Source organism: Paenibacillus sp. J31R30, from assembly GCF_059692115.1.
In genome coordinates, this window is record NZ_JCAUAV010000012.1 from 1 (window position 1) to 15,494 (window position 15,494).

General features: G+C 45.8%; 11 protein-coding genes. 9 read left to right on the forward strand and 2 right to left on the reverse strand.

Going from position 1 to position 15,494, the window contains the following annotated elements; genetic code table 11:
• The first annotated feature begins 108 nt into the window (after positions 1 to 108).
• The 9 genes from AC58QO_RS27130 (at position 109) to AC58QO_RS27170 (ending at position 13,145) form a co-directional block, all read left to right on the forward strand.
• Positions 109 to 1,713 (forward strand): response regulator transcription factor, encoded by a 1,605-nt coding sequence (locus tag AC58QO_RS27130; RefSeq protein ID WP_497271055.1) that lies wholly within the window; start codon positions 109 to 111, stop codon positions 1,711 to 1,713.
• A gap of 23 nt (positions 1,714 to 1,736) precedes the next feature.
• Entirely contained in the window at positions 1,737 to 4,475 is a 2,739-nt protein-coding gene (locus AC58QO_RS27135) for a sensor histidine kinase (RefSeq protein ID WP_497271057.1), read from the forward strand.
• Positions 4,476 to 5,426: 951 nt separating this feature from the next.
• Positions 5,427 to 6,386: an ABC transporter permease gene (locus tag AC58QO_RS27140; protein ID WP_497271059.1), complete on the forward strand. Its 960-nt coding sequence runs from the start codon at positions 5,427 to 5,429 to the stop codon at positions 6,384 to 6,386.
• A 20-nt stretch (positions 6,387 to 6,406) separates the two neighbouring features.
• Positions 6,407 to 7,273, forward strand: coding sequence for a carbohydrate ABC transporter permease (locus AC58QO_RS27145; RefSeq protein WP_497271061.1), 867 nt, complete (start codon positions 6,407 to 6,409; stop codon positions 7,271 to 7,273).
• Positions 7,274 to 7,345: 72 nt separating this feature from the next.
• A complete protein-coding gene (locus tag AC58QO_RS27150) occupies positions 7,346 to 8,995 on the forward strand; it encodes an extracellular solute-binding protein (protein WP_497271063.1) in 1,650 nt (549 codons plus the stop codon).
• A 454-nt stretch (positions 8,996 to 9,449) separates the two neighbouring features.
• Complete coding sequence (locus AC58QO_RS27155) at positions 9,450 to 10,178, forward strand: (Fe-S)-binding protein (RefSeq protein WP_497271065.1); 729 nt, start codon at positions 9,450 to 9,452, stop codon at positions 10,176 to 10,178.
• The gene (locus AC58QO_RS27160) at positions 10,175 to 11,692 is read left to right on the forward strand and encodes a LutB/LldF family L-lactate oxidation iron-sulfur protein (protein WP_497271067.1); all 1,518 of its coding nucleotides are present in this window, start codon (positions 10,175 to 10,177) and stop codon (positions 11,690 to 11,692) included. The genes AC58QO_RS27155 and AC58QO_RS27160 overlap by 4 nt, the downstream gene beginning before the upstream one ends.
• Complete coding sequence (locus AC58QO_RS27165) at positions 11,685 to 12,425, forward strand: LutC/YkgG family protein (RefSeq protein WP_497271069.1); 741 nt, start codon at positions 11,685 to 11,687, stop codon at positions 12,423 to 12,425. The genes AC58QO_RS27160 and AC58QO_RS27165 overlap by 8 nt, the downstream gene beginning before the upstream one ends.
• Before the next feature lie 12 nt (positions 12,426 to 12,437).
• Positions 12,438 to 13,145 carry a FadR/GntR family transcriptional regulator gene (locus tag AC58QO_RS27170; RefSeq protein ID WP_497271071.1) on the forward strand — a complete coding sequence of 236 codons (708 nt, stop codon included), beginning with the start codon at positions 12,438 to 12,440 and terminating at the stop codon, positions 13,143 to 13,145.
• Positions 13,146 to 13,306: 161 nt separating this feature from the next.
• Here the strand turns inward: AC58QO_RS27170 and AC58QO_RS27175 are convergent, their stop codons facing one another.
• On the reverse strand, positions 13,307 to 14,386 hold the full coding sequence (locus AC58QO_RS27175) for a Ger(x)C family spore germination protein (protein WP_497271073.1): 1,080 nt from the start codon (positions 14,384 to 14,386) through the stop codon (positions 13,307 to 13,309).
• Positions 14,383 to 15,492 (reverse strand): hypothetical protein, encoded by a 1,110-nt coding sequence (locus AC58QO_RS27180; RefSeq protein ID WP_497271074.1) that lies wholly within the window; start codon positions 15,490 to 15,492, stop codon positions 14,383 to 14,385. Before AC58QO_RS27180 ends, AC58QO_RS27175 begins: the two co-directional genes overlap by 4 nt.
• Positions 15,493 to 15,494: the final 2 nt, after the last annotated feature.

Genomic DNA, 15,494 nt, shown 5'->3' on the forward strand with positions numbered 1-15,494 from the left:
TTTTTTTTTGTTTCTCTATCTCTTGTTCTTGGGTGGGTTTTATTTTGGTGGTACCCCCCCCCCCCCCCCCCACTTCCGTGTTACAATATATGCAGGAGGTGAATGGGCTTGTACAAGCTGCTTATTGTTGAAGATGAAGCGATTTTCAGGACAGTTCTGCCATCCATTATTGATTGGAATGCCATAGGATTTGAAGTCGCAGGGGTATGTGAGAATGGCTACAAGGCACTGGAGTTTCTAGATCAGACAGAAGTAGATGCGATTCTAACCGATATCCGTATGCCGGTACTGAATGGTCTGGAATTGGCTATGGAGGTAAAAAGCAGGTTTCCCCAAACGAAGGTTACCCTATTCAGTGCTTTCAATGAATTTGACTATGCAAGGAAAGGCTTGGAGTGTGGGATTTATGGCTACATTTTAAAGTCCGATGGGGAAGATGAAATTGTTACTCATTTTACTAAACTTAGAGATGTGTTGGATAAAGAAAATCAAATCCGAATGGATAGCGAAGATTTCTGGAGGCAGCGGGAGACATTTTTTAAAGAAATGATCGAAAGTCATTCGGATATGGATGAGAACACGATCACAATGATTCAGAAAATGGGTGTTATTCCTGAGAATAAAGAATATCGCCTTGCGTTGATTCGCATGGATGAATATAAGCATATGACCTTTTATTCCGGGGCAGACAGAGTACGTAGTATTCATGAATTCATCCGGGGATATTTAGTTGAGCATATCGAAATTCCCAATAAAGGGACGGTTATCGCATTAAATGAGATGTTCTGTATGTTAGGGACGCTTCCTGAACCTCATTTTGTGCAAACGGTCACAGAGGTATATAGCAATTTAAAAGAAGAGCTAGGCATGGTTAAGAAAAATGAAGAGGAATGCCTGGATATTTCTTGTGTGATTGGAAGTACGGCAGCTAATGTACAGGAGCTTTGTCATTCGTATCTAACCATTAGGCAGGCCTTCCTGAATAAAGCTTACACCGGTAATGGGATGATCAATTATACAGAGCTAGAGACTAACAGTAAGCGTATATTTACCTTCACGGAAGAAGAGAAGTTAATGAAAGAAATTATGCTGCTTGTTAATGGCAAAGCGCATGTGAAATTAATGGAATACCTGGAAGCACTCAAGAAGGAATGGATGGATTCCAAATTAACAGAGATGGATATGATATCGGGCTTTGCTGTTAAATTGGTTTTGGCCATATTCAACGCATTGGGAGAAATGGGTAGAAAATCAGATGTGTTTCTGGAGAGAACGAACTATATCATCAAGGAAATTAGTTATTGTGAAACGATCGCGATGATTTTCAAGAAGTTGGAAGCGTTTACGATTGAGGCATTTGAGCTGCTGAATGAAGAAAATAACATGAAAAACAGAAGAATTGTAGATGAAGCACTAGACTATATCAAGAAAAATTATGCGGAACAAATCAGCCTTGAGGAATTAGCCAGATTCGTCAATGTTCATCCTGTGCATCTATCTAGGCTTTTCAGTAAGGATCTGGGAAATACGTTTAAATATATCCTCACCGAAGCACGGATGGAGGAAGCCAAACGATTATTAAAGGATATTAACTATAAAGTATATGAAATTTCAACGTTGGTGGGGTATGAGAAGCCTCGTTATTTTAGTGAACTTTTCAGAAACGTGACAGGACTTACGCCATTGGAATATAGAGAAAAATACAAAGGGTAACCTAAAGCTGATGAGGAGTCTATATGAGACTATTTAACTTTAAAAAGTCACTGGAGAAGAAAATTATTTTGACCGGTATTATCTTTTCCGTGATTTCAATCGCCTTAACTACCCTCACCTGTAACTTGGTCACGAATCGCTTCATTCTGTTTCAGTTTGAACGTGTTAATGAAATTGCGACAGGCGCAGCGGTAGAAAAGGCGAATACTTATTTGGCTGAAATCGCGAATACGGTGAGTTTGTCGATGAAAAACGAGTACTTTGACCGGATTATCAGTTCCAATGAATCAGACCCCTATGAACTCATCAAAGCGCAAAAGGACTACGAGGAGTTTCTGAAAAGTCTGATTTTAACGAATGATAAAGTCGATGCTGTCCTTGTTGTTGATTACAATCGCAATATATTTATCAAGGCTAATAATTCGGTAGGAAAAGACTATGACAAGTATGGTTCTGCAGCGTTCTATAACACATTAAAGAAACCCTCGCTGCAAAACGAGGAAAGTCAGTTTTTCCTTGATCGGTATACAGAGGGAAGCTACGAAAGATTAGCGATTATAAGCCCTATTTTTGAACCATATACGAATGAAATCAAGGCACATATGGTTGTCGTTTTGAGTACCAAGCTTATCGAAGAGATGTCGTTTGCAGGAAATGGGATCTTCATAACGGACCATACGGGGAACTCTGCGGAGGTTTCCAACATTCCACATGCAGGCGAATTAACGGATCAGAAATATTCATTTAAAAATCCACTGAACTTTGAAGGCTGGACGATTACCAATACGTTTACCTTCGATAAGCTGCAGCAATCCATTGCGAACAATCTGAATTTGAATATTCGGGTAGGGCTAATCTGCCTAATTTTATCGATCTTGGCACTCGCCATTACGAGCAAAAAAATTGTTAAGCCCATTAAACATATGGAGCAGCAAATCAGCCTACTGAATCACAACAACCTTGAAAATAAGCCAATGGCCCTGTCGAAGAGGAGAATCAGCTTCAAACTGACACTGCTTTTGTTGAACGCTGCCATCGTCACGATTCCCGTTGTATTAATTACAGGCAGCTCCTACATATCGGCTAAGAACACCGTTGAAAGCAAGGTAGGGTCTGTCTTTGAATACAGCGCTCAAATTCTCTATCAACAGATGGATTTCGTCTATAGTAACTATCGAAGGCTGACGATTGAGACGTCTTCCTTCAACGATAAGGTTCAAAAGCTGCTGGATACCAGCACATCCAAAGACGTAGACGAAGAGATTCGGGATGCGATGAATAATATTATTTTGACCCGAAATTTATTTGATAAAGGCATATCGAACATTACGCTTTATAACGCAAATGAACGCTTGGTCTATTCCTCTACTTACGGAAGACCCTTCATGCTGCGCCCTGACGCCAAATCAGATCTAGACTATGTACGAGACCATTTTAGCAAGCTATTGTGGCGAAGCTATACGGATTCCCCTTTTAATAAGAAGGGCATTCGTGTGGGCATGCAAATTAGAGGTGTGGCAGACGGCATTGAGGCAGGCAAACTGTTAGGGTTTATTTTGGTCGATTTCAATGGGGAAGATATTGAGAAGATGTTGAATGTGTTTACGAAGTATAGCTACCTGGATGTATATCTGGTAGATCCTTCAGGCAAAGATATATTCAGTGATATCGGCCGAAGTCAAAAGACAAGCTTATCGGAGGTATTGCAGAACAATCAACCTTCCTTTGAAGCGAATGAAAGAGTATCCTTCCGCGAAGACGGTAACAATTTCCTCATGATTTCGAAGTTCTTTGAAGAAAATGGGTGGAGTTTAGTCTTCCTATTGAAGAACTTTAATGAAAATGAATACATTCTGATTTACAGTTTAGTGGTTCTTTTTGGACTCATTTTCATAACTGTCGGGTTCTCGTATGGCTTTTCTTCAATCCTGTTAATGAACATTTCCTCCTTGCTCAAAACGGTCAGGAACGTGAAAAGAGGCAACCTGCAAGCGCGCTTTAAGAGTACTTCGGTGGATGAAATCTATGAATTAGGCAATAGCTTTAATGAGATGCTGGAGCGGATTAACCTGCTTATTGAAGAAAAATTTATTTCCGATGTGATGGTAAAAGATGCTGAGCTGAAGGCTAAGGAATATGAATTAAACCTTCTCCAATCACAGATCAATCCTCATTTCTTGTACAACACGTTAAAAACAGCACAATATATGGCTTTTGCGAAGGATCCAAGAACAGAGAAAATGATCAAACTGCTGATCGCCTTGTTTAAGACCAGTATTACTCGTGGAGAAAAGGTCGTGAAACTAAGTGAGGAAATTGATCATGTGAAAACGTATGTGGATATCCTGCAGATGAGGTTCGGGGATAAAATAAAGCTCCGCTATGACGTGAGTGACGACATGTTGGAAATTCCGGTGCTGAAGCTGACGCTGCAGCCGATCGTGGAAAATGCCATTTACCACGGTCTGGAGGTAACTGAACATGGCGGCACGATCGTCATCGACGTGCGAAAAATGGCGGACAGGCTGCAGATCACCGTCAGTGACGATGGCGTAGGAATTACAGAAGCCAAGCTGATGGAAATCAAGGCGACACTTGAAGGAAAAATGAAAGGTGAGAGCATCGGGATCACCAATGTGCATGAACGAATTAAGCTGTATTTTGGAGAAGCATACGGGATTGACGTAGAGAGTACGTTAGGAAAAGGGACTACGGTCAACATGTATTTCCCACTCATCGCGCAGCAAGGTTACTTATTATAAGTAGCCTTGCTGTTTTTTTTCGGTCACTGAGGGCTCCCTAAGTCGAAAAAATCGACTTAGGGGTGCGAAAGGGCCCGAGTGTGTTCCCTAAGTCGAAAAAGTCGACTTAGGAGGTGCGAAAGGGCCCTAGTGGGATCCCTAAGTCGGAAAAATCGACTTAGGAGGTGCGAAAGGGCCCTAGTGTGTTCCCTAAGTCGAAAAAATCGACTTAGGAGGTGCGAAAGGGCCCTAGTGTGATCCCTAAGTCGAAAAAATCGACTTAGGGGTGCGAAAGGGCCCGAGTGTGTTCCCTAAGTCGAAAAAATCGACTTAGGAGGTGCGAAAGGGCCCGAGTGTGTTCCCTAAGTCGAAAAAATCGACTTAGGAGGTGCGAAAGGGCCCGAGTGTGTTCCCTAAGTCGAAAAAATCGACTTAGTAGGTGCGAAAGGGCCCGAGTGTGATCCCTAAGTCGAAAAAATCGACTTAGGAGGTTCGAAAGGGCCCCAGTGTGTTCCCTAAGTCGAAAAAATCGACTTAGGAGGTGCGAAAGGGCCCGAGTGGGTTCCCTAAGTCGAAAAAATCGACTTAGGGGGTGCGTAAGGGCCTGTGCGGGCTCCCTAAGTCGAAAAAATCGACTTAGGAGGTGCGAAAGGGCCCTAGTGTGTTCCCTAAGTCGAAAAAATCGACTTAGGAGGTGCGAAAGGGCCCGAGTGTGTTCCCTAAGTCGAAAAAATCGACTTAGGAGGCTCGTAAGGGCCCCAGTGGGCTCCCTAAGTCGAAAAAATCGACTTGATCGTTCCGCTAAGGGCACTCGACGCAGTCTTACCTCTCTTTTCCCAGTACAGAAAGAGGTTAAAAAAACGGACCAAATGTTATGTTTGAGTCATACCAAGCCTACTTGTAAACGCTTTATAATTAGACCAAGGAGCACCACTACTGGATGTCCAATAGAAACCGTTAAGGAGTAGAGACATGGATACTGACGTAATTAAGACCTCCAACCTGTATACGAAGAAAGAGACGAAGGAGCGTCGTTTTAAGAAAAATGTGCAGCTGATATTGAAGTATAAATATATGTATCTCATGCTCATCCCACTGCTGGTCTGGTATGTGATCTTCTGTTATGTGCCCATGTATGGGATCACGATGGCGTTTCAAGACTACACCATGAGCAAGGGGTTTTTCAACAGCCCGTTTGTAGGCCTAAAGCATTTCAAAGAATTGTTCGGCGAAGAAGATTTCTGGCGTGCCTTTTGGAATACCGTTATTATTGCGGTCTACCGTTTGCTTACCCAGTTCCCGATTCCAATTGTGATTGCATTGCTGTTAAACGAAGTCAGGCATCTGAAATTCCGCAAGGTCGTTCAAACGATTATCTATTTACCGCATTTTATATCGTGGGTTATCGTGGCTTCCATCTTTATTACGTTTTTCAGTCCAGAGACAGGCATTCTTGCCGCCTTCTTTAAAGACGGAGCGACAGACCTGCTGACCAATCCGAATACATTTAGGCCGATCCTAATTTTAACAGATATTTGGAAAGAGGCGGGCTTTGCGACTGTCATCTATATTGCCGCCATGGCTAGCATTAATACCGAACATTATGAAGCAGGTGTCATGGATGGCGCCGGCAGATGGTCCTTAATGTGGAATGTAACCATCCCTGGCATACGGAATGTAATTCTGATCATGTTTATCTTAATTATCGGGAAGGTTTTGACTTGGGGCTTTGACCAGGTATATAACTTCTACAATCCGATGGTTTATGAGACGGGCGATATTCTGGATACCTACATTTTTAGAACGGCGTTAGGCGATAACAAATTTAGCTTTGCAGCAGCAGCGGGTATTCTGAAGTCTGTGATCTGCGCAGTATTGTTGATTGTTTCCAATCGCATCGTCAAGGCATTCGGCCAAGAGGGCGTTTATTAATACGGGGAGGAGTTCACATCATGTATATCCAAAAAAGATTTTCCACAATTGATGTCATCATTTATCTCATGCTAGGGCTATCAGCCCTACTCATTATACTGCCGCTATGGAGAATCTTAGTTATCTCTTTTTCCACGCAGGATGTATATTTAACAGATCCTTACCATCTCATTCCGAAGAGCTTCAGTCTGACCGAATATAAAAGAGCATTTGGCAGCCTTGGAGGCATTGTAAGAGCTCTCTTCCGATCGGTAGAAATTACGGCGCTGGGAACAACCATAAGCATGATTCTAACGAGTTGTGGTGCGTATGCCCTATCGAAGAAGGATCTGCCAGGTAGAGCCATGATCTTTCGTTTAATCGTATTTACGATGTTTTTCAGTGGTGGATTAGTGCCTTTCTATATTTTGGTTAAAAATTTACACCTCATCGATACCATTTGGGCTTTGGTATTACCTACAGCGATCTCAACTTACAATTTGATTATTATGAAAAACTATTTCGCCAGTATTCCGCCAAGCTTAGAAGAAGCCGCCAAAATTGATGGCTACAACGATATTCAAATTTTGTTTAAAATCATTATTCCCATCTCGATGCCAGTATTTGCTGCGATCAGTTTATTTTATGGCGTAGCCTTATGGAATGACTACTTCTTAGCAACACTATTCATTAACTCTAATGATATGTTTCCGCTGCAGGTGTTATTGAGGCAGATGATTATTCAGGATATGGTTACCGCTGAGGTAGGTGTCATGACTTCGGGTTCTAATATGGAGCAGTTCAAAATGGCTTGCATTGTCGTTGGGATGATTCCTGTCCTTCTGATTTATCCCTTCATCCAGAAATACTTTACCAAAGGCATTATGATGGGTGCAGTAAAGGAATAAGGGCAATCCCCACTTGGTGGATTACATAAACAACACATGCAACACAGAAATTAAAAGGGAGAGGTAAAAAAGATGAAAAACTTAAAAATGATTCTGCCTTTGTCTATGTCAGTTTTACTTGCAGCTACGGTACTTAGCGGATGTTCGAAGCAAGAGCAGCCAGCAGTTACAGCAACAGCTACAGCAGCAGCCGGCAGCACAGCAAAAGATCAAAAAGCGACTGAGCCCGTTCCCATCCGTTGGGTACGAGCAGCGAACGAGCAGGATCCTCAAAAGGACCGCATCCTTCTAGAATTGCAGAAACGTACGAACACGAAGATTGAAATTGTCAGTATTCCAAGTGATCAATTTGCCAATAAACTTAACCTCATGATGGCATCAGGCGAAAACTTTGACCTCGCAACTGCAGATGCTGGAAAGACGATCAATGAATGGGCGAAGAACGACCTCATTATCCCTTATGATAATTATTTGAAAAGCGGGAAATATCCGAACATCAATGCGATTGTCAATTCGGAAGTGTATAAAGGCTTTAAGATCGATGGCAAATCGTACTTCAAACCGCTAGGACTTGCTCCGATGCAGTGGGGCTGGGTTATTCGGACAGATTGGCTAGAAAACCTAGGCTTAAGCATGCCTACGACGCTTGAGGAATTCTATAACGTTGCTAAAGCTTTTAAAGAGAAAGATCCGGATAAAAACGGTAAAGCTGATACGTACGGTGTGTATACGCGTGCCAGCGGTATGTCAGATCCCTCCATTACACAGCTTGGACAGTTAATTTCCAAATCGTTTGCCATTGCTGGCCGGACAGACAACTGGGTAGCTCAAAAAGACGGCAGCATCACACGTTACGAAGTTTCCTCACAAGCCAAAGATGCAGCCGCTTTCTATAGAAAGCTATTAAAAGAAGATCTGATTAATAAGGATTGGCTCAGCTTAAAACCGGATGGTGCTCAAGGTCCTGAGTCCGATGACTTCGGAGCAGGCAAATACGGTATGGCAGCGACAACGAAGCCGGACTTATTCCTAGATAAGGCCAAGGCGGTGAATCCTAATGCGAAAATCGCCTACCTGCCGCCACTTAAAGGTGCGGATGGCGTACCTGCGAACTTAGGTCACTCTGGCGGTTTCTGGAGAGGAAACGTCATTCCAAAAACGTCCAAAAACCCAGAAAAGGTTATGGAGCTTATTGAGTATACGCTAACTCAGGAAGGCAGAGAGCTAACGGAGTTCGGAATTAAGGGAATCCATTTTACCGATATGAAAGAAGAAAATGGCCGCAGAGTGTATAACATTAATAAGGCTGAAGCAGATAAAGACTGGGATACGAAGAAAAACGGTTATCTGTACCCATTAGCATGGGGCGCGATGAACTATTTTGAATATGCGTATATTCCAATCAAGGAAAAAAATTATAACTATGACGAAGCGTTTAAGAACTTAGTGCCGTGGATTACGACAGAAATGGCAGAGGGCAAATTCCCGGATTGGTTCGCTACTAACGCTAAATATGCCATGGCGCCACCATTAATGAACGTGTTTGATGACAAAGTACTTGGTGACCAAACGAAACTAAGATCGACATTTGGTGAAGGCTGGTTGAAGGCGATTATGGGTGACAACTTTGACGCTGCGTGGGATGAACTGCAGAAGAAGTGGCTGGCAGCAGGCGGTCAAGAGGTCATTACGGCTGGGCAGGAGTTTTATAAGAAGAAATAAGGTTGTGTGAAACTGGAAGAGTAGAATTAGAACAGTGAAGTGGAAGAGTAGCAACTAGAAGAGTGAAGCCGGAAGAGTAAATGCAGAAGACCAACATCAGAAGACCGAAAAGACCAACATGCCGTTAGCGGCAGTTGGTCTTTTCGGTCTTCTTGCTAGCTGTAAAGAGGTAAGCGGAACTAGAGGACGGTATTTGGCCATTTCGAGCGAAAATACAACACTTAACACGGAAATAGCGTCCCTAGGATCCGCATTGAGCGTGAAAACACCCTTTTCAGGCAAAATAGCGTACTGAGGTTCCGTATCTCTAGCTTGAAGCGGAGTAGAAAAGACAAACGTAGGTGATGTTTATTTCACATCCACCCCATTTACCCCTTCTCAAGACGAGGGTTTTTATGATAAACTCAACTTGTCTGACAACCTGATAAGTTTATGAAAGAAAGTGGGGCTTCTCATGAAGGTTTCCTTATTTATTACGTGTCTAAGTGATGCATTATATCCCAAGGTGGGCGAAGCGATTGCGCGCTTACTCGGACATTACGGTGTTCTGCTAGAATTGCCGACAGTGCAAACGTGCTGCGGACAGCCAGCTTATAACAGCGGCTACTGGGATGAAGCGAGAGCAACAGCGAAGACCATTCTTACCGCATTTGAGGATAGCGATTTTGTGATTTCACCTTCGGGCTCATGCACGTATATGATTCATCACTACGCGAATTTATTTAAGGATGAGCCGGAGTGGTTGGAGAAAGCCACGCAGCTTCAGAACAAAACGTACGAATTTACGCAGTTCCTTGTAAGTGTCCTTAATATCACGGACTTGGGTGCTGTTTTTCCACATAAAGTGACGTATCATCCGTCCTGCCACGGAAGCAGGCTGCTCGGCGTGAAGTCAGAGCCGCTTGCCCTTTTGCAAGGCGTGAAGGATTTGGAGTTGGTGCCGCTGCCTTTTGCCGATGATTGCTGTGGCTTTGGGGGGACGTTTTCGGTGAAAATGGCTGATATTTCCGGTGCGATGGTGCAGGAGAAAGTCGATCATGTGAAGGAAACCGAGGCGGAGGTGCTGGTTGGTTTGGATTTGGCCTGCCTGATGAATATTGCGGGGAATTTGCGTTATCGCAACGAGCCGGTAAGAGTTATGCATCTGGCTGAGCTGCTGTATGAAGGGGTGAAGCGCGCATGAGTCACACGACGGGGAAGTCATCAACGGTTAAGGAACGGGCAGATATCGCGTTAAATGACGAGTTTCTGCGCAAAGCCGTTAAGTTTACGACGGAGCGGCTGCGCGGCGGCAAGTTGAAGGCAGCGGCCGATCACGGGAACTGGGACGATTGGCGTGAACGCGGCAGACAGATTCGTCTGCATACGATCGCGCATTTGGATTATTACTTAACGACGTTTGCGAACAATGCGCGAGCGAACGGTGTTCATGTGCATTTTGCCGATACGGATGTTGAAGCGGTTAAAATTTCCCTGGAAATCGCAGCAGCCAAACAAGCCAAATCGGTCGTTAAATCCAAGTCGATGGTGACCGAGGAGCTGCATTTGAACAAAGCGCTGGCCTCCATTGGCGTTGAAGCGATTGAGACCGATCTAGGCGAATACATCATTCAACTTGCGGACGAAACACCGTCCCATATTATCATTCCAGCTATTCATAAAAATAGATATCAAATCGCCGAGCTATTATCCAAAGATGCTGGGGAGACTTTGGCCCCGGATACGACGATTCTTGCTGGCTATGTTCGGAAGAAATTAAGAGAGAAATTCCTAGAAGCGGATATCGGGATGACGGGCTGTAATTTTGCCATTGCAGAGAGCGGATCAATGGTCTTGTTCGAAAATGAAGGCAACGCCCGCATGGTTACGACCGTACCCAAGACGCAAATCACGCTCATGGGGATGGAGCGGATTATCCCTACCTGGGCTGACCTCGAGGTCATGGCGACGCTGCTTCCTCGTTCAGCAACGGGGCAAAAGCTGACCGTGTACATGTCCGGCATTACAGGTCCGAGAAGAGATGTAGATGCTGATGGGCCGGAAGAGATGCACATCATCATCGTAGACAACGGGCGCTCGCAGCAGCTCGGCGACCCTGAATTCCAGGAGCTGCTCAACTGTATCCGTTGCGGCGCATGTTTGAATGCGTGCCCGGTGTACCGCCATATCGGCGGCCATGCCTACGGAGGCACGTACAGCGGGCCAATCGGCGCAGTGCTCACACCTGCGCTCAAGAAAAACGTCGCGGAATGGGATGACATCGCCAACGCATCAAGTCTTTGCGGGGCCTGCTATGAAGCATGCCCGGTGAAGATTCCACTGCACGACATGCTGGTGTCACTGCGCAGGCGCAAGGTCGAGGCAGGCCACGGCGACAAAGTCGAGGCCGCGGGTATGAAGGGCTTTGCTGCGGTGATGGGGAATGCGAAGCGTTTCAATGCCGTCCTCAAGCTGGGCAGAATCGGCCAAAAGCTCGTCGTTCGCGACGGCGGCATTCGTCTGAAAGTCGGCCCGCTCAAGGGGTGGAACTCCTACCGCGTAACGCCGAGCCTTCCGAAAGCATCCTTCCGAGACGGCTGGAAAACACTCGAGCAAGAAATTCGCCATGGACTTACGGAGGCCGATCCTGCGATCCAAGCAAGAATGGCTGCGGCATTGGCAGCACGGGGCAAAAAGGGAGGACATCATCATGGGTAAACGAGACATCACGCCGGAATGGCAGGAGAAGTTAAATGAGCTGGATCAGCAGTCCCTAGCTGAGCAGGAACGTTTCATCCAAGGTATCGCCCAGAAGCTAGGGCGTGCGCGAGTGACCGAGAAGCCTGCTCATCCTTTCCAAGGCGCTTCGGATAGTTGGAAAGCGTTCAACTGGTCCCCAGAAGAACGCATCGAGAACTTCACGGCGAACTTCCATGCCGCAGGCGGACACGTGGTCCGAGTATCTTCGATGGAAGCGGCGAAAGCCACCATCCAAGAACTTGTGAGCACGTTAAGCATTAAGCGTGTTATCCATCAGGATCAGGCGGAGCTTCATGCGCTTGAGCTAGCGGATGCTCTCCCGGAAGTCGACCTCGCCATCTGGAACACCGATGAGGACACCAACTGGAAGGCTGCCGCAGCCAATGCGGATCTGGGCATCGTCATGGCTGACCATGCGGCGGCTTACACAGGCTCGCTAACTGTGTTATCATCGAAAGAAAAAGGCAGATCGGTGAGCCTGCTCCCAACGGCATTGGTCGTCTTGCTGCCTGTTGAACGATTGAAAACGAGACTAGGCGAAATTCTCGCCCCACTCGATCAGATAGCAAGGAAAGACCTGCCTGCCGGTATTCACTTCATCTCGGGACCTAGCCGTTCGGCGGACATTGAGAACGATTTGACGATTGGTGTTCATGGTCCAGGGATTGTGCACGTGCTACTCATCGGATAGAAGAGGTACACTATGGAAGTTCATAAACTGCATAAACAGAATCACTATGATGAGATCGCTCAGCAGATTAAAGATATGATCGTGCAAGGACAATTGAAGATGGGGGATAAACTCCCTTCCACCAAAGAGCTGTCCGAGCGTTTCGGCGTCGGACGTTCCACGATGAGGGAAGCACTCAGCGCCTTGAAAGCGATGGGTCTCATCGAGATTCGGCAAGGCGGCGCGTGCCGTGTCATCAGGCAAGCGCCTGCCGAGGTTACGCTGCCGGAGTGGACATCGCTTCGCATGAATCGAACGACGCTCTTGGAGCTCATGGAAGTGAGGCAATCTTTGGAGATTTCGATCGCGTCCATTGCAGCGAAGAAACGAACGCCCGAAGATTTGGCGCAGCTGGCGCGCATCATGCAAGACATGGAGAGCTCCGTAGGCAACGATGCGGAGGGGGAAAGAACCGATCTTGCCTTCCATGAGCTGCTCGTGCAAGCGACGCATAACGCGATTATGGTGCAGACATGCGACTCTATCCGCAATGCGATGGAAATGATGATTCGCGATATCCGCCGCGCGGAACTGTATGCGAATCAGGAAGTGGCGGTTCAGCTTTTGAAGGAGCATAAGGTTATTTACGAAGCGATATGCAGCGGAGATCCTGTGCTGGCGTCTGGGGCAATGCGCGAGCATTTGGAGCATGTGGAAAGTATTCTGATCAAATATATATGAATACCTAGAGAGGCCTCCCACCAAGCGATTAGCTGAGGGGAAGGCCTTTTTTGCTGTCCAAAATGGTCCACAGATGGAGATAGTCGACGAAACCGACTAACTCCCTCGAATCGGGCTCCATCGGGTTCCGATTCAAGTATTGACTTCTGCCCCTGCTCAACTCAATGCACCAATCCCGTACTCTCGATTTTCACGTGCGTTTCCACCTCGAATTTAACCTCTGGATACACGGATTGCCAATACGCCCAGTCTTTTTCTTTCCCAAAATACTGTCCCAAATAGTGAAGGCCGAACCCATACGGGTCCACCTTGGCATCCCTAATTTTGTAGAGGAGGGCCTCTAATGTTTGGTTCACATGCTGTTCCAGCAGCGGCTGTACCTCATGAGTGTTTAAACCCAAGGCGCCTTGTTCAACCATCCCTGTGAGATTGAGTCTCAGCTTGACAACGGGTGTAGCCTCTTTCGTAATGGAGATGTGTCGGGAGACGCGCGCAACATAGAAAGCAAGCGGCTGTCCATTATAAGTGATAGCGATCCCCGACTTGCTGAACGCATTCGCACTCATATTGTAGAGTTGAGTCTCCGGCGGATTGAGGGTGATACGCTGCTTGGTTTTATTCAGTAAAGCAAGCTGCTCGACGACGTAAGAATCACCGTCAAAGCTAATGATTGGGAAATAGGGATCCATCCCTTTTTCTTTGAAACGCCGAAAGGTGTCAAACAGCAGCTCGGTTACCGTATAGGGAGATACCGTTCCTTCTTTGCCAAACGTAAGGAAGAAGGAGTTTCCAGCGAGCCTCTCTGTTGTTGGATTCGCCTCAAGTAATTTACGTGCATTAGGTTCTGCTATGCCCATATAAGCGATCAACTGAATGTCGCGTCTTCGCGTAAGCCAATTCAAAGGCTCTTCCAGGGATTCCTTCGCTAAGCTATCCCCAAATAAGAACATCCGGCAATGCCCGAAATCAATCTCTTTATCGACATGTGCTTTGAGATTTCTAACGGCTTCCGCGATGCTTTTGGCTTCCTGATATTCGATCTGGCTTTCTGCCAAGCCTTCTCCCAATTTGGAAGCGGGGATGGCAAGCCGCAGCGTAACGAGATAGGGCTTATCCGCTTTGCCGGTCGAATCGATACCCATGGCGACGACAAAGAAGCGTTTATCAATGTCCTTAAAGCTGCATCCGCCAAGGAAAGCACTGATTAGGATAACGGTTAGGCATGTGAGAAATGGTTTCATAAGTTTACATGTTCCTTTTTTTGCTTCCTTACGAAATAGTGCATCAGGAAAAGGAAATAGATTTCTAGAAAAAACCGCAGCACTAACCAAAATTCGGAAATATGCTGACTTCGCTCCAAATTGACGAAACGCATGAATAGGAAGGCAAGTGAGCCGATGCCTAACCCGATCCATACGTTTATCCACGGGACAGGGTCTTCTTCAACTTTGGTCGCGCCATTGATGACGTATCGGATCAGCATGATCGTCGTGTGCCATGTGTTCATGACGAACAGCAGCGACAACCCTGTGAAGAGGAGTAGAAAGACGAACAAAACACGATTAATAAATCCATATTCCGTCAGCATGGAATCTGCGGTCATACTCCAGAGGTAAACGTAATCTTGAACCCCTACCGTACCATGAAAGCCGATGGGCACAAAGAAAGTAATGATCAGAAAGGAAACACCAAATACAGGGACAACCCAGCGAAAACGGAATTTAAACCCTACCGTGTACATTCGATTGAAAATGAGGAGGCTGAGATAGCCAGAGAATAAAAAGGTAGAAGCAGCAACCACCATGAAAGACGGCGGCTTAGTGATATATCCAGCTACATATCGAATAGCATCCCAGTTAATATTTTCATTGAAAGTAGCTTTCATGATAAACAAAATGAGCAAGGGCGAGCTGATGATTACCATGATTTCATGAATAAATTGGACAGATCGTGTAGACCGGCTGCATGCCCAGACTGCCGCAGTTGTCATGAGAAACAAATTCAGAAAGGGGTTGATGTCTGGATAAAAGAACATACGGACCGTCTCGGAGTAAGCATAAATAACGATAATTCCAGCTGGCAGCCAGAGACACAACGCAGCAAAAATGATGTTGGCCTGGGTAAACCAACGGGGGGTATACCGATCACAGATCTCAGGAAAGCCGAGTCCTGGAAACCGCTCAAAGCAAGCCATAGTGCCAAGCGAAAGGATGGAGCCAATAACCATTGCGACAAGCATACCCGAAACGGCGCCATTGAATCGATCTCGGATCAGCAAAGAGGGGACAAACATCATGATGTTAATCATGCCGACATAGAGCACATGATAGTAGGTATACCGCGACATGA

What these genes read in the sequence shown, in the direction of transcription:
- AC58QO_RS27180 (WP_497271074.1), bottom strand. Translation starts at nt 15,492, where the DNA reads ATGTCGCGGTATACCTACTATCATGTGCTCTATGTCGGCATGATTAAC.
- AC58QO_RS27150 (WP_497271063.1), top strand. Translation starts at nt 7,346, where the DNA reads ATGAAAAACTTAAAAATGATTCTGCCTTTGTCTATGTCAGTTTTACTT.
- AC58QO_RS27170 (WP_497271071.1), top strand. Translation starts at nt 12,438, where the DNA reads ATGGAAGTTCATAAACTGCATAAACAGAATCACTATGATGAGATCGCT.
- AC58QO_RS27155 (WP_497271065.1), top strand. Translation starts at nt 9,450, where the DNA reads ATGAAGGTTTCCTTATTTATTACGTGTCTAAGTGATGCATTATATCCC.
- AC58QO_RS27165 (WP_497271069.1), top strand. Translation starts at nt 11,685, where the DNA reads ATGGGTAAACGAGACATCACGCCGGAATGGCAGGAGAAGTTAAATGAG.
- AC58QO_RS27140 (WP_497271059.1), top strand. Translation starts at nt 5,427, where the DNA reads ATGGATACTGACGTAATTAAGACCTCCAACCTGTATACGAAGAAAGAG.
- AC58QO_RS27135 (WP_497271057.1), top strand. Translation starts at nt 1,737, where the DNA reads ATGAGACTATTTAACTTTAAAAAGTCACTGGAGAAGAAAATTATTTTG.
- AC58QO_RS27175 (WP_497271073.1), bottom strand. Translation starts at nt 14,386, where the DNA reads ATGAAACCATTTCTCACATGCCTAACCGTTATCCTAATCAGTGCTTTC.
- AC58QO_RS27145 (WP_497271061.1), top strand. Translation starts at nt 6,407, where the DNA reads ATGTATATCCAAAAAAGATTTTCCACAATTGATGTCATCATTTATCTC.
- AC58QO_RS27160 (WP_497271067.1), top strand. Translation starts at nt 10,175, where the DNA reads ATGAGTCACACGACGGGGAAGTCATCAACGGTTAAGGAACGGGCAGAT.